General features: G+C 47.4%; 23 protein-coding genes. 13 read left to right on the top strand and 10 right to left on the bottom strand.

Annotated features, from left to right (window positions below; translation table 11 throughout):
- Positions 1-52: 52 nt before the first annotated feature.
- A complete protein-coding gene (gene mmuP / locus AC4G47_RS03210; protein ID WP_491104728.1) occupies positions 53-1,465 on the top strand; it encodes an S-methylmethionine permease in 1,413 nt (470 codons plus the stop codon).
- The gene (gene mmuM / locus AC4G47_RS03215; RefSeq protein WP_491104730.1) at positions 1,443-2,483 is read left to right on the top strand and encodes a homocysteine S-methyltransferase; all 1,041 of its coding nucleotides are present in this window, start codon (positions 1,443-1,445) and stop codon (positions 2,481-2,483) included. Before mmuP ends, mmuM begins: the two co-directional genes overlap by 23 nt.
- Before the next feature lie 85 nt (positions 2,484-2,568).
- Here the strand turns inward: mmuM and AC4G47_RS03220 are convergent, their stop codons facing one another.
- The 5 genes from AC4G47_RS03220 to AC4G47_RS03240 form a co-directional block, all read right to left on the bottom strand.
- Positions 2,569-4,971, bottom strand: a complete 2,403-nt coding sequence (locus tag AC4G47_RS03220; protein ID WP_491104732.1) for an ABC transporter permease — start codon at positions 4,969-4,971, stop codon at positions 2,569-2,571.
- A gap of 2 nt (positions 4,972-4,973) precedes the next feature.
- Positions 4,974-5,732 (bottom strand): ABC transporter ATP-binding protein, encoded by a 759-nt coding sequence (locus AC4G47_RS03225; protein WP_491104734.1) that lies wholly within the window; start codon positions 5,730-5,732, stop codon positions 4,974-4,976.
- Between the two features lie 146 nt (positions 5,733-5,878).
- Positions 5,879-7,327 (bottom strand): sensor histidine kinase, encoded by a 1,449-nt coding sequence (locus AC4G47_RS03230; protein ID WP_491104735.1) that lies wholly within the window; start codon positions 7,325-7,327, stop codon positions 5,879-5,881.
- Positions 7,328-7,347: 20 nt separating this feature from the next.
- Entirely contained in the window at positions 7,348-8,049 is a 702-nt protein-coding gene (locus AC4G47_RS03235; protein WP_491104736.1) for a response regulator transcription factor, read from the bottom strand.
- A 224-nt stretch (positions 8,050-8,273) separates the two neighbouring features.
- Positions 8,274-9,101 (bottom strand): AraC family transcriptional regulator, encoded by an 828-nt coding sequence (locus tag AC4G47_RS03240; RefSeq protein WP_145325897.1) that lies wholly within the window; start codon positions 9,099-9,101, stop codon positions 8,274-8,276.
- 198 nt (positions 9,102-9,299) lie between these two features.
- Here AC4G47_RS03240 and AC4G47_RS03245 point away from each other — a divergent pair, with 198 nt between their 5' ends.
- Positions 9,300-10,076 carry a sugar phosphate isomerase/epimerase family protein gene (locus AC4G47_RS03245; protein ID WP_210110083.1) on the top strand — a complete coding sequence of 259 codons (777 nt, stop codon included), beginning with the start codon at positions 9,300-9,302 and terminating at the stop codon, positions 10,074-10,076.
- 55 nt (positions 10,077-10,131) lie between these two features.
- On the top strand, positions 10,132-11,151 hold the full coding sequence (locus AC4G47_RS03250) for a Gfo/Idh/MocA family protein (RefSeq protein WP_062836369.1): 1,020 nt from the start codon (positions 10,132-10,134) through the stop codon (positions 11,149-11,151).
- A gap of 126 nt (positions 11,152-11,277) precedes the next feature.
- Here AC4G47_RS03250 and AC4G47_RS03255 read toward each other — a convergent pair whose 3' ends face one another.
- Positions 11,278-12,225, bottom strand: coding sequence for an aldo/keto reductase (locus AC4G47_RS03255; RefSeq protein WP_491104738.1), 948 nt, complete (start codon positions 12,223-12,225; stop codon positions 11,278-11,280).
- Between the two features lie 20 nt (positions 12,226-12,245).
- A complete protein-coding gene (locus AC4G47_RS03260; RefSeq protein WP_458124199.1) occupies positions 12,246-13,250 on the bottom strand; it encodes a Gfo/Idh/MocA family protein in 1,005 nt (334 codons plus the stop codon).
- A gap of 118 nt (positions 13,251-13,368) precedes the next feature.
- Here AC4G47_RS03260 and AC4G47_RS03265 point away from each other — a divergent pair, with 118 nt between their 5' ends.
- From AC4G47_RS03265 to AC4G47_RS03275, 3 genes are all read left to right on the top strand, one after another.
- Positions 13,369-14,208 carry a helix-turn-helix domain-containing protein gene (locus tag AC4G47_RS03265; protein ID WP_336764830.1) on the top strand — a complete coding sequence of 280 codons (840 nt, stop codon included), beginning with the start codon at positions 13,369-13,371 and terminating at the stop codon, positions 14,206-14,208.
- A 106-nt stretch (positions 14,209-14,314) separates the two neighbouring features.
- Positions 14,315-14,722, top strand: coding sequence for an RrF2 family transcriptional regulator (locus AC4G47_RS03270; RefSeq protein ID WP_145325891.1), 408 nt, complete (start codon positions 14,315-14,317; stop codon positions 14,720-14,722).
- 219 nt (positions 14,723-14,941) lie between these two features.
- Positions 14,942-15,391: a nuclear transport factor 2 family protein gene (locus tag AC4G47_RS03275; protein WP_062836373.1), complete on the top strand. Its 450-nt coding sequence runs from the start codon at positions 14,942-14,944 to the stop codon at positions 15,389-15,391.
- 199 nt (positions 15,392-15,590) lie between these two features.
- On the opposite strand, the gene AC4G47_RS03280 is transcribed toward AC4G47_RS03275, so the two are convergent.
- Positions 15,591-16,970, bottom strand: a complete 1,380-nt coding sequence (locus tag AC4G47_RS03280) for an MFS transporter (protein ID WP_491104740.1) — start codon at positions 16,968-16,970, stop codon at positions 15,591-15,593.
- Positions 16,971-17,178: 208 nt separating this feature from the next.
- Here AC4G47_RS03280 and AC4G47_RS03285 point away from each other — a divergent pair, with 208 nt between their 5' ends.
- The 6 genes from AC4G47_RS03285 to AC4G47_RS03310 all read left to right on the top strand — a co-directional run bounded on the left by AC4G47_RS03285 (position 17,179) and on the right by AC4G47_RS03310 (position 21,341).
- On the top strand, positions 17,179-17,502 hold the full coding sequence (locus tag AC4G47_RS03285; RefSeq protein ID WP_336764824.1) for an ArsR/SmtB family transcription factor: 324 nt from the start codon (positions 17,179-17,181) through the stop codon (positions 17,500-17,502).
- 133 nt (positions 17,503-17,635) lie between these two features.
- Entirely contained in the window at positions 17,636-17,824 is a 189-nt protein-coding gene (locus AC4G47_RS03290) for a hypothetical protein (RefSeq protein ID WP_458124192.1), read from the top strand.
- Between the two features lie 83 nt (positions 17,825-17,907).
- Positions 17,908-18,813 (top strand): helix-turn-helix transcriptional regulator, encoded by a 906-nt coding sequence (locus AC4G47_RS03295; RefSeq protein ID WP_491104742.1) that lies wholly within the window; start codon positions 17,908-17,910, stop codon positions 18,811-18,813.
- A 44-nt stretch (positions 18,814-18,857) separates the two neighbouring features.
- Complete coding sequence (locus AC4G47_RS03300; RefSeq protein WP_491104743.1) at positions 18,858-19,856, top strand: hypothetical protein; 999 nt, start codon at positions 18,858-18,860, stop codon at positions 19,854-19,856.
- A 24-nt stretch (positions 19,857-19,880) separates the two neighbouring features.
- Positions 19,881-20,903 carry a hypothetical protein gene (locus AC4G47_RS03305; RefSeq protein WP_491104744.1) on the top strand — a complete coding sequence of 341 codons (1,023 nt, stop codon included), beginning with the start codon at positions 19,881-19,883 and terminating at the stop codon, positions 20,901-20,903.
- 246 nt (positions 20,904-21,149) lie between these two features.
- Positions 21,150-21,341: a Spo0E family sporulation regulatory protein-aspartic acid phosphatase gene (locus AC4G47_RS03310; RefSeq protein WP_491104746.1), complete on the top strand. Its 192-nt coding sequence runs from the start codon at positions 21,150-21,152 to the stop codon at positions 21,339-21,341.
- Positions 21,342-21,386: 45 nt separating this feature from the next.
- Here AC4G47_RS03310 and AC4G47_RS03315 read toward each other — a convergent pair whose 3' ends face one another.
- The gene (locus AC4G47_RS03315) at positions 21,387-22,265 is read right to left on the bottom strand and encodes a carbohydrate ABC transporter permease (RefSeq protein WP_017692164.1); all 879 of its coding nucleotides are present in this window, start codon (positions 22,263-22,265) and stop codon (positions 21,387-21,389) included.
- 132 nt (positions 22,266-22,397) lie between these two features.
- The gene (locus AC4G47_RS03320; protein ID WP_340033067.1) at positions 22,398-23,318 is read right to left on the bottom strand and encodes an ABC transporter permease; all 921 of its coding nucleotides are present in this window, start codon (positions 23,316-23,318) and stop codon (positions 22,398-22,400) included.
- Positions 23,319-23,322 lie beyond the last annotated feature (4 nt).

The following is a 23,322-nucleotide window of genomic DNA, read 5'->3' on the forward strand; positions in this document are numbered from 1 at the left end:
GAAGAGTGGGTCTTTTTTGTTTTTCTGGATGAAGAAGTAGGGAGCAACAGGTATGGAGAACAACAACGACAAAGGACATTTTCAGCGGAAAATGCAGGCACGGCATGTGATCATGCTCTCTCTCGGTGGAGTGATTGGAACAGGATTATTCCTAAGCTCGGGTTACACGATTCAACAGGCGGGACCCCTGGGAACCATTCTGTCCTATCTGATCGGGGCGATCGTCGTATATCTGGTTATGCTCTGTCTTGGTGAACTCTCTGTTCACATGCCAGAGACGGGAGCATTTCATAGCTATGCTGCCAAATATATCGGACCAGCAACGGGCTACACGGTGGCCTGGTTGTACTGGTTAACCTGGACCGTTGCGCTGGGTTCCGAATTCACAGCCGCCGGACTGCTGATGCAGCGCTGGTTCCCATCGGTCAACGTATGGATATGGAGTGCCATTTTTGCGTTGATGATTTTTCTGTTCAATGCATTAACGGTAAAATTATTCGCAGAATCCGAGTTCTGGTTCTCATCTGTGAAAGTAGTGACGATCGTAGTCTTTATAATTATCGGTGGCGCAGCCATGTTCGGGTTCATTCCGATGGCGGATGCTGAACCAGCGCCGTTTCTATCGAATATTACCGCATCCGGGTGGTTCCCCCATGGGGCTACAGCGATATTGATGACCATGCTTGCTGTAAACTTTGCATTCTCGGGCACCGAGTTAATCGGCATTGCTGCCGGGGAGACGGAGAACCCGGAGAAGACGATACCCAAAGCCATTCATACGACGCTCTGGCGTTTGGTTATTTTCTTCATCGGAACGATTGTTATCTTGTCTGCCTTGCTACCTATGTCGGATGCCAGTGTACTGCAAAGTCCATTTGTAGCAGTAATGGAACGAGTGGGTGTGCCGTATGCAGCAGACATTATGAACTTTGTTATTCTGACGGCGATTCTCTCTGCAGCCAATTCAGGCCTGTATGCTTCGTCACGGATGCTCTGGTCTCTGGCTGATAAACGAACGATCTCTCCATGGTTTGCCAAATTGACCAAACACGGTGTGCCATTGAATGCACTCCTGATCAGTATGGTTGGTGGTGCGCTGGCCTTGCTGTCCAGCATCATTGCGCCAGGTACCGTGTATATTACACTGGTTTCTATTTCGGGTCTGGCTGTTGTTGCGGTATGGATGAGCATCAGCGCTTCCCAATACATGTTCCGCAGACAATATATCCGGGAAGGCCATGCGGTCAAAGATCTGGTGTACCGCACACCGCTATACCCGGCGGTACCGATTATTTCATTTATATTATGCCTGGCTTCATGCATAGGTATTGCCTTTGACCCGACACAGCGGATTGCGCTGTATTGTGGGATTCCATTTATCGCAGTGTGTTACGCAGCTTATTATCTGACAGAACGTGTAAATAAGAAAAGAGGACAAGTACATGACGCTAGTACAACAGAATAACCCCATAGAAGAGATCCTGCGTGAACATCCGGTCATGATTCTGGACGGAGCGCTGGCGACCGAACTTGAACAGCATGGATGTGATCTGGACGATCCGCTCTGGTCTGCTCGTGTATTAATTGAGAATCCGGATGTTATCGTTCAGGTTCATGCGGATTATTTTCGAGCAGGAGCCGACTGCGCGATTACATCCAGTTATCAGGCGACGGTGGATGGCTTCAGCAAGAGAGGAATCGGAGAGCAGGCAGCGTTGGACCTGATCCGCAAGACGGTAGAGCTGGCTGCACAGGCGAGAGATGACGTATGGGCAGAAGTGCAGGACAGTATAGTTGAGAACACGGAAGTTAAACCGGAGGGCAATTCTTCCTTGTTGGATACGCAACAACAAACGCCTGTTGTCCCAGAGAAATGTGCCCTGGTTCGGCCGCGACCGCTCGTTGCCGCATCCGTTGGACCCTACGGTGCATACCTTGCTGATGGATCGGAGTACATTGGTCATTACGGCGTCACAGATGAGACCTTGGCTGAATTCCATCGTCCGCGTATAGCGGCGTTGCTTGAAGCGGGTGCTGATATTCTGGCATTGGAGACCATTCCATCCTTGCAGGAAGCACAGGTGCTGGTTAATTTGCTGAAGGAGTTCCCACATGCATATGCCTGGCTGTCTTTCTCCTTAAAAGATGGAACAGCAATCAGCGAAGGTACGCCGATTGAGACATGCGCACGATTATTTGGTTCCGAGCCACAGATTGCTGCGATTGGCCTGAACTGTGCTCCTATGGAAGTGGTGACGGAAGCCGTAGGTATTCTGAGCCGTGCCAGCGACAAACCTGTCATTGTCTACCCGAACTCGGGTGAGACATATGATGCTGTGACGAAAACGTGGAGCGGGCAGGGAACATGTGGCAGCATGAGCGATGCTTCGGAGCAGTGGGTCGCTGCGGGCGCGCAAATTATTGGCGGCTGTTGCCGCACTACGCCACATCAGATTGGTGAACTTGCCAAGAAGTGGCGATAGCAGATCACATGTATCATAAACAGCCCTTCCGCCTTGTATAAAGGCATGGAAGGGCTGTTTATTGCGTTATAGAATCCTGACAACCTTATTCGATAACCAACATACGTGGCGATGCTTCACGAATAATTCGTGAAGAGAACCATGAACCTAGACTCGCTGCAATGATACTTAGACAGGCGAACAGTATCATTCCACCCCAATTCAGTATCAGTGGAAGTTCTACGATACCGTAACCGGAAAGGACCAGTTCGAGCAGAAGAGGCAGTAGATATACGCCGACGAGCATACCCAGTATCGCTCCCATGGAGGACAGCATGATCATTCCCATCGTGACCGAGAATCGGATTTGGCGGGATGTCATTCCCAGTGATTTGTATATCCCGTAGTTTCTGCTCTCTTTGCGGATATTGATCCGACAGGTACTGAAAATAATGATGAACGTCACAGCGATGAACAGCAACCCAATCAGGCTCATCGGATAGATCAGGATATTAGCAGCTTCTGCATAGACTGAATCAAGCAATGTCTTCTGGGTGACTACCGAAGCAAAATCTTTAAATTGTTCGTTCAATTCCCGAGCCAGTGGTTCCGCTTGCGACAGATCGTTCACATTAATGAAGACGGCATCGGATTCGCCATAAGACGGGTTCACACTTCTCATGGCATCGATCGTGATTCGACCTGAAACAGACATGTTGGCGATCGCCTGATAGATTCCTGTGATGAGGAATGTCCGCTTTTCTCCTTCAATATAGATGTCGATGAGATCACCAAGATCCTTGTTTGATGTTCGGGATATACTCACACCAATGGCTATTTCATTCGCATGGCGCGGGTTATCCCCTTTGAGTGTTTCGAACCCAAGTTCCTGATAACTTCCGTCTAGTACACTCAAATTAAGACTGATGGATTGGCTCTGTACGGTGGCTGAAGACTCCGGGCTAATGACACCCGTGATGTTCCCTTGCCAGCCCACATTGCTGATCCTTAAATCCTGTTCTAACACGTGCTCCAGCTCAGCCTTGGGGAAGGTGCTTTTGTTCACCACGACTGCTGCGATGTTGGCATTGTCATACCCCCAATGAGCTGCAGTTTGATAGATTCCGGTTATGCTTGTCAGCAGAACATACCCTAGAACCAATACAGAGGATGCCATCGTGGTCAGCAGGAGGGTTAGAAAAGAACTTTTGGTGTTTTTGAACAAATGTTGAAGTCCAAGGGCCATAGTCACAGGCAGTCGTGTGAACCCGATCCATTGCGCCCAGGGCGAATTCATTTTGCCCGCCATACGGCTATTATCTGTCTCCGACATACCATAACGAATGGCCTGCACAGGCTGTATGCTGCCTGCCTTTTTGGCATATAACACAACGAACAGAATCACTATAGCAAATAAAAGCACACCAGCCATTATGGCAGCGTCCAATCCTTGGACTGGAATGTTCTGATGATCCACTCGAAGAGAGGACACGGATATATTAATGATCCACTTGGAGATCCATACGCTAAGTGCAATTCCAGGGATAATGGCAGCGATAGATAACATCGCATATTGAATGACATAGGTGCCTATCGTTCTCCGGGAAGTTAGCCCAAGTGACTTGAGAATACCTATCGTTCTGTAATTGGCCAAGATGGCATCCGAAATTGTAAACCCGATAGTCATTAAGGCGATGGAGAGCATGACAACACCCATGAAGATCATAATGAAGCCAATAACCTGGTTAATAATCAGATAGAAAGAGGAAATCGCTTCGAACTCCATTTTGGATTCCAGAAACGGAGTACCTGTCTCGCGATTGTACCGTTCCCAATACAATGAATTCATACTGTAATCGTTGAAATGGATGCCGATCATGTGATTCTCGTTGCCAGCGAGTGCGGCCAAATCACGTTGATAATCAGCAGGATTCATCCAGACCCGTGCAGTATTGGAGAAGGGCGCTCCGTACGGTACGTCGATGATAATGCCCGACACATTCAATTCGAGTGTGCTTGAGCCGGTTTTGAAGCCAATGGTATCACCTACCGAAATATGATAGGCATTTGCCATGGACGTTGGAATCCAGACGGAGCCCGGCTCGGGAGTCGCGCTGGGTATTCCACTTGAAAAAATAAGTTCATCCACACCCCATGGCGGCGGAGGCGTATTAAACATGTACAGGTAGATGTTAGGGATGTGAGTTTCATTCAAGATGATGCCTGACAATGAACGATACGATAGTAACGGGGACACCTGAACGTCATCCTGGGAAGCCCACCAATCGTGCACAGTCTCCGGGTCATTCAGCCCTTTCTCAAACGTCAGAATTTGATGAGACCCATGGGTGCGGGTATGCATTTCATGAAACTGATTGCCCGTGTTGGCCAGAATGACGATAGCTGTGGATACAAGAAGTGTCGAGAGTAGCAGGAGCAGTGCAATCAATGCATTTTGTGTTTTATTCCTGCTCAGATACGACAAGCTAAGTTTAAACATGACCACCATCGTTATTCCTTCCCCGTAACCAAAGCGAAGATGATCGCTTCACGATCCTGAATTTGATGTTCATCATAGGTGTTGAACTCAAGGATTCCGCCAATCTTGCCGTCCTGAATATAGATCAGGCGATCTGCCCGGCAGGCAGCCTTGATATCATGCGTCACCATCACAACGGACTGCCCTTTCCGGTGGAGGTCTGTAAGGATATCCAGAACGGCTGTGCCGTGTTCCACATTCAGGCTTCCGGTCGGTTCATCGGCAAAGATGATATCCGGCGAATTAATCAAAGCTCGTGCAATGGCAGCTCGTTGTTGCTGTCCTCCAGAAGTTTGGGAGGGGAGGCGGTTGCTCTGTCCTTCGATATCCATGGCATTCATCAGATGGGCAGCCCTGGATTGGATGTCATTCTTTTTGTTTCCGGCGATATAACCTGGTAAGGCAATGTTCTCTTTGATGGAAAGGTCCGGGACCAGATTGATACTTTGATAGATATAACCAATCCGGCGGGTGCGGAAGTCGGACATATCTCGTTCACTATAAGCGTCAATCCGTTGGTCGCGAAAATAGACCTCACCGGCTGTAATCTGATCCAGTCCGCTTAGCAGATATAAGAGGGTTGATTTGCCAGAGCCAGAGTTACCCATGATGACCGTGAATTCCCCTTCATAGATGTCGAGATCGACATTACGGATGGCATGATGTTGTTCACTTCCGCTGTTGTACGTCTTGCACAGGTTCTGTGCACGAATGATGGTTGTTTTGGACAAGTTGAATCACTCCCGAGTGCAGTATAGGATTCATTCTAGAGGAGGGATGTTGAGGAAGCCTTATCAAATTATGAATAAAGTATTACAGCCAAATGGGTTAAAGTGAAAGTTAAAGGCGCTTGGTAAAATAGCCAGGCGAGAATGGCTTAGCAGATGGGAAGGGAGAACCGGAAGGTCGTACCTTGTCCTTCTTTACTAGTGAAGGAAATATGGCCCCCATGTGCTTCAATAATGCTTTGGCAGATGGAAAGTCCTAGTCCCGTACCTTCCTGCACACGTTGGTCTGCCTGATTAGCTTGGCCTCTGAAATAACGCTGGAAAACAAACGGCATGTCCTGTACACGTATTCCCTGACCCGAATCGGCGATGGTCACTTTCAAGTGCCCGGATTCCAGTTCCGTGACTATACGTATCGTGTCTCCCGGAGCCGTATACTTGAGGGCATTGGCGGCAAGATTGGAGATGACCTGTTCAATTCGGGTAGGGTCGATTGCGACTAACACATTGGGGATGTGGTTGGATTGAGGTCCGTCGTAGACCAGACCTTTCGTTAGAACAACATGTTCAATAGGTTTCAACATAGCTTCCAGGACAGGACCACTATACAATTCACGAGGTTCCACAGAGATCTGCCCCAGTTCCTGAAGCGCATGAACCAGCAGGTCCTCCACAAGTCGGGCCGTTTTATCCGTATGGGTCCGCATGACTCTCATATATTCCATCAGCGTCTCCTGATCGTTACATAGCCCTTCCTCAATCGCTTCTATGTATGCTTTTATCGTGGTAATCGGTGTCTTAATATCATGAGATATATTGGTGATGAGTTCCTTTTGTGCTTGTTCCTGCTGGATGCGGATCTCGTTCATATGTTTAATTTCGGTGCGCATCAAATCCAACATGGCGTAGAGGTTGCCCATTTCGTCCGTCCGGTTGTACTGGATCTGTTCTTCATAATTGCCTTTGAGAATAGATTCCGCATGCAGCTTCAATTGATGGATGGGAGAGAGCAGTTGCTTCTCCAGTTTTCGTTTCATCCAAAATAGAAATAAGCTCAGGACCAATGACAGGAGCAATAGTACGCTAATCCATATCACTAGAAAAGTCATTGGTTCCTGAACAGTAACCATAGCTTGGGGGATGGAAAAGATGGCATTGCCGATCTGAGTTCCCACAGGTCCGTCCATCACGGGAAATGCAATTTCAAGCGACTCGTTACCATTCGCAGCCTGCGCGGCATGGTGTAGATCATAATGAAGGGATGAACGCAGATTAACTTGGGTTCCTTCAGAGGTGGGGACGGAGGACAGAATTACTGTTCCATCCAAGTTCACATAGGTAAGCACAACCCCGCTTTCTCTGGCGGTGGAACGTATATCTTCATGAATATTTTGTTCGTCCAGATGTTGTTGATTTTGCTCCAGAGCGAGCAGAGTGGGATTGACCTTGAGGCGAATTTGATTCATAGACAGATTGGACTCATCTGAAATTCGATTATGGAATAGCATCATCGACAGCGCGAGGATACTTAAAATCATAATAATCAGAAGGCCAAGTGATGTTAACAGCCAGCGTCTGGACCAGGTGTTCAATGACATGTGGATGTCTCCAATCTGGATTATTCGTAATTGAATTTGTAGCCGACACCCCAGACCGTCTTCAGAACAGTGGGATGGGAGGCATCTGCCTCGATTTTTTCTCGTAGTCTGCGAATGTATACGGTTACGGTGTTTTCATCCCCATAGGTTGCATATCCCCAGATGGCGTCAAGCAACTGGGCTTTGGAGAAAACCTGATTCTTATGGCTTGCCAGATAATGAAGTAATTCGAATTCCTTGGCAGACAGAGAAACTTCCGATTCGTTAAGTGTGACCTTATAGGCTTTTTTATCAATCACCAGGTTTCCAAGACGAAGTAGGTCTGTTCGCTCCTGATCCGATGTCATGCTGTCATAACGCCTAAAGTGGGCATTGATCCGTGCCAGCAGCTCGCTTAGCGAGAAGGGTTTCGTCATATAGTCGTCTGCTCCAAATCCAAGACCTAGTACTTTATCGGTATCACTGCCTCTGGCACTCAGAATGAGGATGGGGATATTGTTGCGCCGTCTAATCTCTCGGCACACTTCAATCCCGTCCATGTCCGGAAGCATAATGTCCAGAATAATGTAATCTGGTTGAATAAGCTCCATAATCTGAAGCCCATCTTGCCCAGTGGCTGCCACGGCAGCTTCATACTGGTTTTTGGTCAGATAATCTCGCAGAATTCGCGATATATCCGGTTCATCCTCGATGATGAGGACTTTGCGCGGGTGGGTTAGCATATGTATCGCTCCGTTATTTTTAATGAGAATTCAATGAGATATATGAATGGGTAAGATGACAGTCTTTATAATTGTACAGTCTTGTTCTGTTGGAGTCACATGAAATATTGAAGTGAACATCATTCTTATTAATGGCGGCCTTACTAGTAGCTGTCTATAAGTTTCATCGTATCAAAATAACCCATGAACCTGCTTAAAGGTCATGGGTTCCTGGCACTAATACATCACACACGTTCTAAATCAATAGGCTCATGCTGCTTGGATTTGAGATACTCCGCCGGAGACACACCGAAATGTGCCCTGAATACGCGGTGGAAATAGGAATAGCTTGCAAAACCGCAGGATTCAGCAATATGTTCCAGTGTCATCTCACTGTATTTCATACGTTCCAGTGCCGCATTCAGACGGATCTCAATCGCATATTGAATCATGGTCTGATTGTAGTGCTCCTTAAATAAACGGACTGCACGCGACAGGCTGAGTCCGGCATAACGTGCGGCTTCTTCAAGTTTAAAGGTAACTGTGGCATGTTCCTCAATAAAACGTTTTAACTTCAACGCAGAGGAAACTGCCCGATCCGTCTGGATATTCTCGGTGATTGCCCGATCGATATATAGACATAATCCGCGCAGTAATGCATCCTTAAGCTCCGCATTTTCTTCGAGAGGTCCGCGACGTTTCTCCAGTAGCATATTTCGCCATAGGCTGATCAGCTTATCATCCAGTCCAATCCGGCTCACAGTGGATCTTTGCTGCCGTTTCCACCAATTTTCGATCCAACTGCCCTCGCAGAACAGATAATAATCTCCGCTAGACAAGCGTCCTTCCTTATGTGGTTCATCGACCACGAGATGATAATCGTCACCAGGCTTGAGCAACAGCAAATCCCCGCTCGTCATCCTGAATTCTTCATCCTGTACATATACTTTGCACGAGCCTTCGGTCTGCAGGCGGAACAGATAGGTTTGCAGCTCGCCCTTCATATTATGAGTGAACGCCTTATAGTGATATGAGTAGTCGCAGATCAGCACAGATGTCTCTAACGTATCCAAAGATGAAATCCCCCAATATATACATCCTGCATACATTCAAATGGGCTACATTTAATAGATGCAAAATGATGGAAATAAAATTTGATCAGATAGTTCATGTTCTGACTATATTGTATATGTTCATTCTAGCCTGTTTTGCGGTAGGATGATACCAGATAGAGCAATGAAAGCAAATTTGAGAACAGAGGTGTATCCTACATGAAAAAACTTAATATTGGTTTGCAATTGTTTACACTCCGTGATGAAACAGCAGCAGATTTTCGTGGTACGTTGCGTAAGGTAGCGGCCCTTGGATATGAAGGCGTGGAGTTTGCCGGATATGGTGACATTCCAGCCGAAGAAATGAAAGCGCTACTAGATGAACTTGGGTTGAAAGGATTCAGCAGCCACGTTTCACTACATGCGATGCGCGAAGACTTGCAAAAACAAATCGATTATCTGAAAACAATTGGTGCACAATATATCATTTGCCCTTACCTGATGCCAGAAGATCGTCCTGAGAATGCAGAAGGCTGGACCAAGCTGTTCGCTGAGTTACAACAATATGGAGCTGAAGCGGCGAAGCAAGGTTTGATCTTCGGATATCATAACCATGACTTTGAATTCCATGGCCAGGTTGGCGATGCCAATGCCTTTGATGCCATGTTTGCTCAAACATCTCCGGAAGCGGTAAAAGTGGAAATGGACGTATGTTGGGTACAATTTGCGGGACAAAATCCGATCGAGTATATTAATAAATATGCAGGTCGCTTGCCGCTGCTTCATCTGAAGGATTTCAGCAAAGACGAACAGGGTCAGATGAAAACGCTGGAACTGGGACAAGGTTCGGTTGACCTGCCGGCTGTTATTGAAGGCGCTACGAATGCAGGCGTGGAGTGGTTGATTGTGGAACAAGACGTATGTCAGAACCCTCCGCTTGAGAGCGTATCCAATAGCTACAACTGGCTGAAACAGAACTATTTGAACCAATTTTAATGGACCATCGAACCATGAAAAATGCTAATCTATTTGTCAAAGGAGACTTATGTACATGAGTAAAATTAAAGTTGCTGTATTCGGCTGTGGAGCCATTGCCGAGCGCAGACATATTCCAGAGTACGCTGCCAATGAGAACGTAGAACTTGTCGCTTTTGCCGATCCGATTGTGGAGCGTGCGGAGAAGATGGCCGAGACTTACGGCGGTAAAGCTTATTCCAGTTATGAAGAATTGCTTGCAAACGAAACGGTTGATGCCGTTAGTGTGTGTACACCGAACTATCTGCATGCGCCAATGGCGATTGCTGCTGCAAATGCAGGCAAGCATGTTTTGGTTGAGAAACCAATGGCAGTATCTACTGAAGAAGGCGAGCAAATGATCGAAGCTGCCAAGAAAAATGGTGTGTATCTGATGGTTGGACATAACCAGCGTCTGATGCCTCCTCATGTCAAAGCAAAAGAAATTCTCGACTCCGGCAAACTCGGTAAAGTCCTGAATTTCCGTACTTCCTTCGGTCACCCGGGTCCGGAAGCATGGAGTGTGGACGGAGCGGAAAGCTGGTTCTTCCGTAAAGAAGAAGCGATTATGGGCGCTATGGGCGACCTCGGCGTTCACAAATCAGACTTCATCCGTTACTTGCTGAATGATGAAGTATCTGAAGTGGCTGGTTTCATCAGCACACTGCACAAGGAAGGCACCAAGGTTGACGATAACGCAACTTGCTTGCTTCGTATGAAGAGTGGAGCAATCGGAACGCTGGTAGCGAGCTGGACGCAATACAGAGCTGGAGACAACAGTACAGTTCTGTGGTGTGAGAATGGTGTTATGAAGATTGGAACAGTGGAAGGCGATGAAGTTATCGTTGAGTTGACCAACGGTACGGTTGAAACGTACAAAGTCGGTGCCATGGCTACTAACGAGAAACAAGTGCCGAGTGGTGTGATTGACGCTTTTGTAGAGTCGATTGTGACCCAAACACCTCCAGCGATTTCTGGGGAAGAGGGCTTGCGTTCCTTGCAAGTCATCCTGGCCGCATTCGAATCCGAGAAGACAGGTCAGATCATTAAGCTGTAATTCAACCGAATGACAGTGCAATTTCTAACATTTTATATGTCTTAATCTATGATATAAGGGACTTACCTTCAGAGATGTGTTCTGGGGTAAGTCCTTCTGTATTTGTTGATGAATATTTAACTTTCTTTAGATGCCAGCCGGCACTTCACTGCCCAGATCCAGCCATGCTATTTCAGCAGGAGTCAGGGTGATCCGGGACCCTTCGTCACAGGAGAGCAATTCCTCCTGATTCTGGGCTCCGATCAGCGCACAGGTTGGGAACGTCTGATTCAATACATAAGCGAGTGCAATCTGGATAGGTGTTGTTTTCTTCGAATTCGCCAATTGCTCAGCGCGGCGCAATCGTTCCCAGTTGCCGTCACTATAGAATACTCGAACCAGATCTTCGTTATCCCGAACTTCAGGTGTGAATCGTCCAGTGAAGAAACCGCGTGCCTGGGAAGACCAGGACAGCAATGGCAGCTTGGTTTGTTCATGCCATGCGAGCGTCTCTACATCTGCCGATACACAGCCTTCCCAGAAAGGCTCGTTGGCTTTGGCGAGACTGAGATTCGGACTGCTGAAGGTGAAGCCCTTCAGGCCATTCGCGGCAGCGTACGCATTGGCTTCCTCTAAACGTTGCCAAGTCCAGTTGGAGGCACCGATGGCTCCGATTTTGCCGGATTCAATATGTTCGTTCAGTGCTTCAAGAATAACACTCACAGGGGTATGGGGATCATCCCGGTGCAAGGCATACATCTCTACGTGATCCGTCTGCAGACGCTCCAGACTTTCCAGCAAGTCACTACGGATCGCATCAGCGTTAACACGTGGTCCGTTCTGGTCATGATGCGCGCCTTTGGTGAGGATGACAATCTGGTCGCGGTTACCGCGTTCCTTCATATAACGACCAAGGACTTCTTCACTCTGTCCATCACAATAAATATGCGCTGTATCGACGGTGTTACCGCCAATGGACAGAAAAGCATCCATATTCGCAGCAGCTTTATCGTAGGCATCATGCACGAAATAATCGGTTCCTTTAATCAATCGGGAGACGCGTTTACCTGCACCAGCAATTTCGATATATTCCATAACTCAGTTCATCCTCTCGATTATAGTGTAATTCGTGTGCGTTGTTCCGCTGAACGAAGACAAGCTTCCAGTACTTTCATATTAGCTACTGCATCAGACGGGGCGAAGCGCAGATCCTTGCCCTGAAGGACAGCACGTGCCATATCATCTCCCTGCAGAGAGTAGTGGTTCACTTGCGGGACTTCAATCTCTCTACGTTCACCGCCAGCGGTAACATAGAAGTTGGAGCTACGGTCCTGCTCGCTGACGAATGCGGAAGGGACTTCAATAATTCCTTCGGACCCCAGTACCTCAAGTGTATTGCGGAATGCTGCCCACATGCTGCTGTCAAAGGTCACACCAACGTGATTATCGAATTCCAGGAGTCCCGAGGCCATCATATCGACCTGATCATGCTCTGGGGAGAACATGCCAATAACAGTGGCTGCACTTGGTTCTTGACCAAGCAGCAGACGTGCTACGCTGATGGAATAACATCCGATATCATACAGTGCACCTCCACCCCAATCCCGCCGAAAGCGGACATTGCCGGATGCATTGGAATTATTGAACGAAAATGTACTGTGAATGCCGCGGATCTCGCCAATCTCACCGCTGGCGATGATGTCTCTGATCTGATCGTATCGTGGATGATGGCGGTACATGAACGCTTCGGCCAGCTGCACTCCTGCATCTGCACAAGCTTGAACCATCTCCTGAGCTTCCTGCTCTGTCAGAGCCAGTGGTTTTTCGCACAAAATATGTTTGCCTGCTTCAGCTGCCCGGATCGTCCATTCCCGATGCAAATGATTCGGTAGCGGGATATATACGGCATCAATGGAATCATCCGCGAGCAAAGCTTCATAACTGCCATAAGCCTTGTCGATCCCAAGTTGATCGGCCGTCTGCTTGGCTTTATCCTCGTTCCGACTGGCGATCGCGGTTACTTCATTCAACTCGGATTGCTGCAAGCCTGGAATGACGGATTCCACAGCAATGCTAGCGCTACCAAGAATGCCCCAACGCAATTTTTGAACTGAATTCATGTGTTGTTTCCTCCTGTGTATAAATGTATATTGTGATTATAAGGAATAGATGATCGAATTAAAATGATAATATATTGAAGTTAGTTAACACAATATTGTTGAGTAAGGAGAAGTCGTTATGATGAGGCAAACGGTATTGCTAACCCTGCAGGATATTCCATATTTTTGTTACCCGGAATCCGTCGGACACTATATGGATCATCCCCAGCATTCCGTATTACGGGAGGCCGGCGTATTGAACAATTTTAATATTCACTATGTTGCTGCGGGCAAAGGATACGTGGAAGTGGACGGGGTGGTGCATGAGCTTCGAGCGGGTCAGGCCGTGCTTTATTTTCCGCAGCAACAACAGCATTATTACAGCAGTGAAGATGATCCGTGGGATGTGAGATGGGTGCACTTCTATGGGGAACGTCTGCATGATTATATGATTGAGCGGGGATTGCATCGCAATCTGCTGTGGACGCTACGGCAGCGTAGTTCATGGGAAGAGGCTCATCTGGCCCTGCTAACTGAAGCGGAACAGAACACCATGCTCCGGCCAGCTCAGCTATCCACACTGACCTATGCTGTACTCGCCGAGTTCGTGCAGCATGCGGTACCTTTAAAGAGCACACGCACTACCAGCAAGGCGGAGAGTCGGGTTCTTGCGCTGCTTCCACAGATGCAGCAGGAGGCCTGCCAACCTTTCCTGTTACAAGACTGGGCGGATCTCGCAGGTGTGAGTTCGTATTACTTTTGCAAAATGTTCAAGAGTGCTGTGGAGATGACGCCCATGGAGTTTATCACTCGTTCACGGCTACAGATGGCGAAACAATGGCTCCTGGAACGGCCTACGGCCAATATTGGACAGATTGCGGAGGACGCAGGGTATCCCAATGCCAGTTATTTTAACCGTCAATTCATGGCTCACGAGGGGATGACACCTACAGATTATCGTGGATTGTATCACAATTAACCCAGAGCCTCTCGATGTTCCCAGCGCTTGAAGTGCAGTAGTTTGACAGAGAGCTTAATCAAGTCTATTATGGATAAATTAAATCCGTGTATAATGAGGTGCCCTCATGAAATATTCAAAAGCGACAAATTATGCTTTGCACACCATGCTTCATCTTGTAAGTACTGCCCCTGAGCAGCTGGTTAGCGTACACCAACTTGCAGAACTGCAAAAGGTATCCCCAACCTATCTGTCCAAAATTTTGACCAAATTGGTTAAGGCGGGCATGATTGAATCTACTTCTGGCGCCAATGGTGGCTACCGGCTTAGTCGTAAAAATCCCGACCCCTCCTTCTTGGAGATCATTCATGCGATTGAAGGGCAGGCGTCCCTGTTCGAATGTTCTCAGAATCATAACGCAGGCTGCTTGATCCAGCAGGTGATGGTGCAGGCGGAAGAAGAGATGGAGAGTTTTTTGAACAATAAAAAGATGTCAGAACTGGCTTCCCAGATGAAGGGTGCACATACCCTGTAACTTGAGGCAAATGAAGTATCAATGAACGGTGTATTCGTCTGAATTATCGATTTTGTCTAAATCTTTCCCCATCCTCGTGAGAGGTAAGGAAAGATTTTTTTGCATCGTAGGTATTTCGTTGTGCCTAATAGAAGCCGAATGGTACAATAAGGAAGGTATAGTTGCATACATATTCAATCCAATCTTACATCATATTTTACATCTCTGGAGGGACAACACATGAGCCAATCAACGATTACAGGACTGGAACAATTGCTCGCGCTGGAAAACATTCGGAACACCAAGGCGCGCTATTGCCGCTATATTGATACGAAACAATGGGATACCTTGGGTGACGTGTTCGCTCCGGATGCAATCGCCGATTTCAGCACAGAAGGCAATCCAATCCCGGTATTAACAGGCCGTGATACGATCGTACAAGTATTCCGTGATCTGGTGGATGTTGCCGTAACCGTTCATCATGTACATAGCGCTGAGGTTGAATTTGTATCCGAGAACGAAGCGAAGGTCATCTCCCCAATGGAAGATTGGGTAACGTTCCCGGAGGGCAATGAGAACAAATCCTTCCACGGATTTGGGCACTACCACGAGACTTTTGTCAAAATCGACGGTCAATGGTATATCAAACATACGAGCCTGAAGCGTCTTCGTCTGGACTTGTTTGAATAGTAAAAACTGTATAGAAAAATGTAGAAGTGAGCATCAATAGAATAATAGCCCCAGGGAGTCGTGATGAATGCGTCCTTGGGGCTATTTTGTGTTTGTCTTTGTGGAGCAGGGCAGCTGACACATAGAAAAATGGGATAGAAAAAAGCCGGGTTCAGAACCTAATGGTCCTTTCCTGGCTTCTATTGCTTAAGATGAGATATTAAATCTGACGACTTGTTTCCGTGACTTTCCGTGACTGCATTCTCAGATACACCTGAGAGAAAATAACCGATGCGAGTGCGACCACAGTCATGCCCCAGAAAATATTAGTGTACGCTGAGGACAGCCGCATGTTTTGCATCGCAGTCAACGCTACACCAGTGACAGCAACGCTGAAAGCACCGCTGAAGAACTGACTAAGTTGGAACAATCCCATACCTGCACCGACCTGATCCATGGTCAGATTGCCAGACAATTCATTGGACACGCTGGTGGTTAGGGAAGAGAAGCCAACACTGAGCAGGACATAGACAGCCATAATAGCGTAGATGCTATTGTCTGCAAATAAGGCGAATAACCCGGCAGCTGCCAGTAGCAGCCATGGTGCAAACTTCAACAGCAACGTATTGCCGTGTCGGTCAATCATTCGGCCGATCCGGTTGGACAGCAGCATGGACACGACTGCACCAGGGAAGATGACAAGTCCGGATTGAGCAGGAGTCAGTCCATACAGATGCGCCAAAATCTGTGGCAGCAGGAACAACGTTGAGAAGTTATTGATGTACGATACAATTCCTAGTGAACTAAGCATCATATATTTTTTGTCTTTGAACAAAGCAGGTTGAACAAATGGATCTGCCGCGCGCCGAATTCGGAGCCAGAACAGAAGAAGTGCCGCAGCACCGATGACAAGTGTGAACCACTGACGGGAAGTCAGGAATAACAGCACACCCGTAGTACCGATGGCGAGAAGCACGGCACCCAGCAGGTCAAATGACCCTTTTTGCGGTGTTTCCCGAGGAAGCAATTTGAAGAATACAGGAATCAAGAATAACGTTAATCCCGTCACGATAAACAGATCATGCCATCCCAAAAACTGAGTAATGCTTCCGCCGATGACAGGACCGAGTCCAAGACCCAATGAACTTGCGGACATGATGACAGCCATCGATTTACCCCGGCGATCATGTGGAATGTACCGAGTAATCAGCACAATGGCGAGCCCCGGAACCGAAGCAGCACCTGCAGCCTGGATCAGACGTGCAATGAGCAAAATGATGAAGTGATCACTGAAAAAACCGAGAACGGAAGCAGCACCGAGTAAAGTAAGCCCTGTCGTAAATAATGTACGAATGGGTATGAAATCGGATAGACGTGAGAACGTGATCGAGGAAATGGCAAATACAATGGAATAGCCTGTAACGATCCAGGAAGAAGCGACAGATGTAAGCATAAATTCGGCTGCAATTTTAGGCAGGGCCAGATTAAACATCATTGTATTCATCACAACGAGTACAACGGTGAAGCCAAGTAAGCTTACGATTAATCCTTCCTGTATTCCGGTCCGTTCCTCTGATGATGCGGTTGCGGTGTTGTTCATAAAAACCTCCTGGAGTGAGTGATGTTATTTCGCAACATTTCAGAAACGGTGTGTAACATTTGCAAAATGTAGTATGATGTCAATCCCGCGCCTGACAGCAGGGGATACATAACGAAATCATTAAAGTTCGATTGATATCGAACATTAGAAATATATCATGGATCTGTGTTAAAATACAATGGATAGTCTGAAAAAAGGAGACTACAATATGAAAATTTTACATCATCCACAAGTATCCGATATTGAACTTTCCTCCGTATTGTATGCGTTGAGCGACCCGACCCGACTTGGGATTGTTGTGGAAGCAGCGAGAAGCGGGGAGCAGCCGTGCAGTCATTTTCATGCACCTGTTGTGAAGTCAACGATGTCGCACCACATTCGAACTCTGCGGGAAGCCGGAGTTATTCGGGTGAGAGTGCAGGGCACACAGCATTTTCTCACCTTGCGGTCCGATGATCTGGAAACACGCTTTCCAGGGCTCTTGCAACCGCTATTGCAGGCCGCAGCACAGACGAGCACAGATCCTTCCTAAATGGTGTCCTTTCTTCAGGTAGAAGAGGGGACATTTTTTTATTTTCTAATACTGCTGCGACATTCTGTGTCGTACCACGACCTCTATAATAACGGTGAACACACAAACCATATCGAAAAGAGGTTCACAATCATTGGCAAAAACCAAAAGAGGACGCATCTTGTGGAGTCTTCCTTCCAGGGGCCGGGGAACATGCCCGGTGTGCAGCAGTACCCGAATTAAATTGTTGTATACGCAAACGAAAACAGACGGTACAAGTCTGAAAGTATGCAAGAAATGCTTCAAAGCAGTGCAATCCAGAGTGGATATGGCACAGGTATAACATAACTGGCCTGTCCTTCGGAACAGGCCATGTCTTTTGATATAATCGAATATATTGGGATTGGATGAGATGAGGGTGGGAAGATGAGTAACATGCATCGGATTCACTGGTTTGATGAACAGATTCGGGGTGGACGTTTTCCGAACAGCAGCTGGCTTGCCCGTGAATTTGAAATTTCCCGTCGTCAGGCTCAGCGTGATATTGAATATATGGCAAGCTCCCTGCGAGCTCCTTTGGTGTATATGGCAAAATATCGGGGCTATTGTTATGAGGATCAGACTTTTCGATTGCCCCATTTGTATATGACCGAAGAAGAGCAGCGTGTGCTGAAATATCTGGCCCACCGCTATAGACATTACGATTATGATCAGGCAGACGCGGTGAAACGTGTAGCACATTTGCTGGAGCGTTTTACGTTGGAGGAACAACAGATGGGAAGCAGTGAGCTTCCAGTGTTTTCGGCGCAACCGAAGCAGCTGCAATTCTTTGAATTGTTGTCCCATGCCATAACTGACTTGCGTAGAGTACATATTCATTACAGGGATCACGATGGAGAACGGCAGTTTTCCTTGTCTCCTTTGAAGATGATATCCCAGTTTAACGCCGATTACGTGGTGGGTTATGAAGCAGATCCTATGCAGCAAGTGGCCATTCGATTGGAGGGTATTGTTCATGTATCGATCTTGGATGAGAGATTTGAGTACAGGTCAGATGCTCTGCTAGGTGGATGGGAAGAACCACTACCTGTTCGTAAACCGTTTGTAGCTGAGATTCGCTTGAAGGAATTACAGCAAATGGACATATGGCAAGGGTATCGTATTCGGGCTAGGCAAGATCAGATTTATTCAATTGAATTTTATGACACGGACGCTTTCTTGCAGCATTTGTTTATTAGTGAATGGGAGGAAATTTTGTCTCCTGGGTGGCTTAGACGTAAGCTTCGGCAAAGCGCAGAAGGATTAATTGACAGGCTTCGTGATACAACGTAAGCAAAACGTGGAATAAACCAGCGTAGAGAGGAGAAGGTACGTCATTGGCTGAGATTATTTTAGATAACCTCATCATGAGGCGGGAGTCCAAATCGTACGTGGATAGTCTGCATGCGATACTTACCCATACGGGCCAGTTTCAAGGTTCGAAGTATTTACTTGCCGGATACACGGGCATGGCTTTCAAGCTGGCGGTGCATCGCAGACTACTTCCCATGTCGGTTACAGCGTACGGACAATGGGGGGAAGCACATCGTCCGGGAATTGATAACCTGGGGATATTCACGATCTGGGATGGGGGACGTACACGTCATTCCACGTTCGGTTATTACCAGCAGGATGCAGTGAATTGGGTAAGACGTAGTCTTAATGAAGGCACTGGTGTGATTTACTGGATTCCTGAGTTCGGCGTTATTCATGGGTATGATGACAGTGACCGCATCTTTTATGTGCAAGACGGATGGAGCAAGGAACCGCAGATTTTGCTATATGATAATTTCGGCTTGAACTTTACCGGATTTTGGTATTGTCAGGTGCTTGGTGATCAGATCCGCATCCCTGAACAGCAGATGTTGCTGGAATCCCTGCGACTGGCGATTGAGGATTGGGATATCCCCTATCGTCTGCTGCCTGATCGGAATATTGCTTCAGGTAGACAGGCCTATGATGTGTGGGTACAGGCCCTGCGGAGTGGGGATTTCGATGAATCGGGTGCGGCTTATATTTTGGAATCCTTCTGCCAATCTCGAACTGAAATCCGGATGTATATGCAGGATGTTCGAGGGATATGGAACGAACTGGACCAAGCTTGTGCATGTTATGAACAGATTGGGACGTTAATACACCAGATGAAAGGATGTATGGTCCAGCAGGAGAACAGACATGTCTTGCGACCAGACACCACAGAAGATCTGGCATATATACTATTGAAGGCGAAAGCATTGGAAGAGCAGGCTATGGATTATTTTCGATTGATATCCAGGAAGTATCCTGACCGTAAACGGACCACTATACCACGGTGGGGAGCACATTCCGCACGATAGAATGAGAGAGGAAGGGCGTTAAGGATGATGGCTGCAAAAGTAGTATTAGAGGACTGGACTCAATCCACGCAAGCTGCGAATTCTACTGATGCATACAGATCATGGAGCGGTGTGAGCGCGTATACAGATGCGATGCATCGCATTTTATTACATAAACAGTGGACGGATTTCCCACGCTACATGATTGCAGGCATGACAGCAAGTGCATTCCGATTAGTGGTGGATCGGCGTCTGACGGCAGAGTCAATCTCAGCATATAACTGGATGGCAGAGAACTTTGTCGCAGCTGACTTCATTGGCGTGACGGCGAGCCAGGCAGCGGGCTTTTCGTTCGAACCAACCTTTCCCCTGTATCAGAAGCAGGCTCTGCTGGACATTAAAGCTTCCGTTGACCGGGGCGTAGGTGCAATTCTCTGGCACGATCAATTTGTTATTGTTAGTGGATATGATGATGTGGAACGGGTGCTATTCATCTGTGAAAGTAAAGGCAATGAAGCCATTCGTCTGCCCTATGATTCGATTGGCAGGAATAGTACACCCTACTGGTATTATCAGGTGCTGGAAGCCTGTGCACCCATAGATCTATGGGAAGTCTGCAAGGAATCGTTAATCCAGGCCGTGTACAAATGGGAAACCCATGACTACATGCTGCCGTCCCAGGATTATGCCTGTGGAGCGGCTGCGTATACGGCTATTGTCACTGCTTTGCAGTCAGGAACATATGACGTAGAACAAGCGGCAACTGTACTGCGCTATTATGCCGAATCAAGACTGGATATTGCATCTTATGTTGCAGGACTTAAGCATCTGTCCGTTCAAATGGACCAGGTCATAGACGAGTATGAGCTACTCGCGAACCTATATACAACGATCGTTGAGGTAATAGGTGACTCCATCTCTTGGGATTCAAGAGAACCAGAATGTGTGCAAAGCGTGATTGAGCATATTCGGAAGGCAGGGGCTACGGAACAACGTGCCATTGATGCCATTAAACATGCCTTTCCAGAGACGATAGGCAATCGCTTTGATGACGTTGGTTTAAGGTGAATGGAATATGATAGAGAGAATTGAAAAGCTCAGCATGAATAAAACCGGACAGGCCGTGGCCTATCCGGTTAATTTGCTGTGACGAAGATGCAGATCAGGGCATGAGAACCAAACCAGTTATAACTTTTACAAGAAAAAAAATACAAAATTTTAATTTTGGGGTAATCCAAACCCCCTCTTGTTCCGAATATTATATTAGATGGTCTTTTTTGGATGATGATATTCAAGGAAACAGGGGGCGGGAGTATGGTACATAATCCGGAAACCATTCAGGAGTGTATCGAACATGCACGGCAAAGACTCTACCAGATTGCAGCTCAATATCCGGACCTATGGCATCCGGAGGTTATTCGCCAATCCATGGTGCTGGATGAGTTAATTAATGAATATAACAACGTAACCTGCGGGAGAACAATCGCGGATCAACTGAAATCATAGCCTTTCTGAACCAAGAATCCCATGAAGGGATTCCGTGTGTTTGCCTTACTCTTTAACCGCCCCGAGCACAATCCCCTTTACGAAGAAACGCTGCAAGAACGGATATACGAGCAGGATCGGCAGAGCTCCAATAAAGATCTGAGCCGCGTTTACTGTACGCTGAGACATGTTCTGAAGCTGCGTTGCATCCACGTTCATATTAGAGAAATCTTGCTGTACGATAATGGTCTGCATTAACGTGGCGAGTGGATATTTGGAAGCATCATTCATATAGATCAACCCATCGAACCAGGAATTCCACTGACCTACCATGGTGAACAAAGAGATCGTGGCAATGGCCGGCATGGATACAGGCAGATAGATTTTGAACAGTGTCGTGATATGGTTGGCTCCATCGATAAATGCAGCCTCTTCCAGCTCTTTCGGCACGTTACGGAAGAAGTTCATCATGAGAATCAGGTTCCAGACAGCCACCGCTCCCGGCAAAATGAGAGCCCACATCGTATTAATCAGTCCAAGTTTCTGAATTAAAATATAGGACGGAATTAATCCCCCGCTGAACAGCATCGTGAAGATGAAAAACCATGCATATAGCGAGCGCCCCTTGAAGTGCAGACTCTCCTTGGATAACGGATAAGCCGTCAGGAAGACAAGTGTCATACTGAGCAGTGTGCCCAGAACTGTACGCTGGACTGAAATCCAGAGTGCACTCAGAAAGTTACTGTTACCAAATGTTTTGGTATAGGCGTCCACCGTAAAATCAATGGGCCAAAGTGTCACCAGATTGGCGGATGCTGCCGCTTTACCACTGAAGGAAACGGCCAGAATATGGACCAGTGGCAGGATGCACAGGATCGAAACGGCCGCAATGAATATCAGGTTAAAGCCATTGAATATACGGTACCCGGTTGTTTTGTGATACACCTTGATTCCTCCTTAGCATTTTGCATAATTCGATTTGAAACGCTCGCGTGTACAAGATATAGACGAACTAAACCATTTCGATCTATATCTTGCTGATTGAAAGTCGCTGTCTGGATGTATGCAAAATGCCTCTTAAAATATACGGTAATTGGCGATTTTGTACGCCATCCGGTACGCAGAGATGACCAGGAACATCGCGACAAATGATTTGAATAGCCCAACGGCGGTCGCAAAGCTCATTTTGCCATTCAGTATCCCCATCCGGTAGACAAAGGTATCGATAATATCGCCTTTCTCATATACCAGCGGATTGTACAGGTTGAAGATCTGGTCAAAGCCTGCATTCAGGATATTGCCCAGCGATAACGTACCTACCACGATAATCATTGGCACGAGTGCAGGCAGGGTAATGTGCAATGTCTGTCGAAGTCGTGTTGCTCCATCGACCTCTGAAGCCTCGTACAGTGCCGGGTTAATGCCCGCAAGTGCTGCCAAAAATACAATCGTACCGAATCCAAACTCCTTCCACACATCACTGACAACGACCGTGACACGGAACCAGTCGCCATCCCCCAGAAAGAAGATCGGTTCAACCCCAGCCGCCGCTAACACCTGGTTTACCAGTCCACCTTCCGGTGATAACATGTCGAGCAGAATTCCACCAAGGACAACCCAGGACAGGAAATGGGGCAGATACACCAAGGTCTGTGAGAAACGTTTGAACGTGGAGTTCCGAACCTCATTCAGCAAAATGGCAAACACCACGGGGGCCACAAGTCCGGCCACGATTTTCATTGAAGCGATCAGTACCGTGTTCCAGATGACCTGAACGCTGTCGGGATATTCGAACATGAATCGGAAGTTGTCCCAGCCCACCCATTTGGAGCCAGTGAACCCCAGCCACGGTTTGAAGTCCTGAAAAGCAATGATAATGCCGCCCATGGGCACATAGGCGAACAGTAATGTGAGCAGTACAGCGGGCAGCAGCATCAGATGCAGCGGCCATGTGCGTTTGAAATTCCAGCGGGTACGTTTGCGTGAATGGGGTGTCATTTTT

It is taken from the genome of Paenibacillus sp. Negev47 (assembly GCF_058313655.1).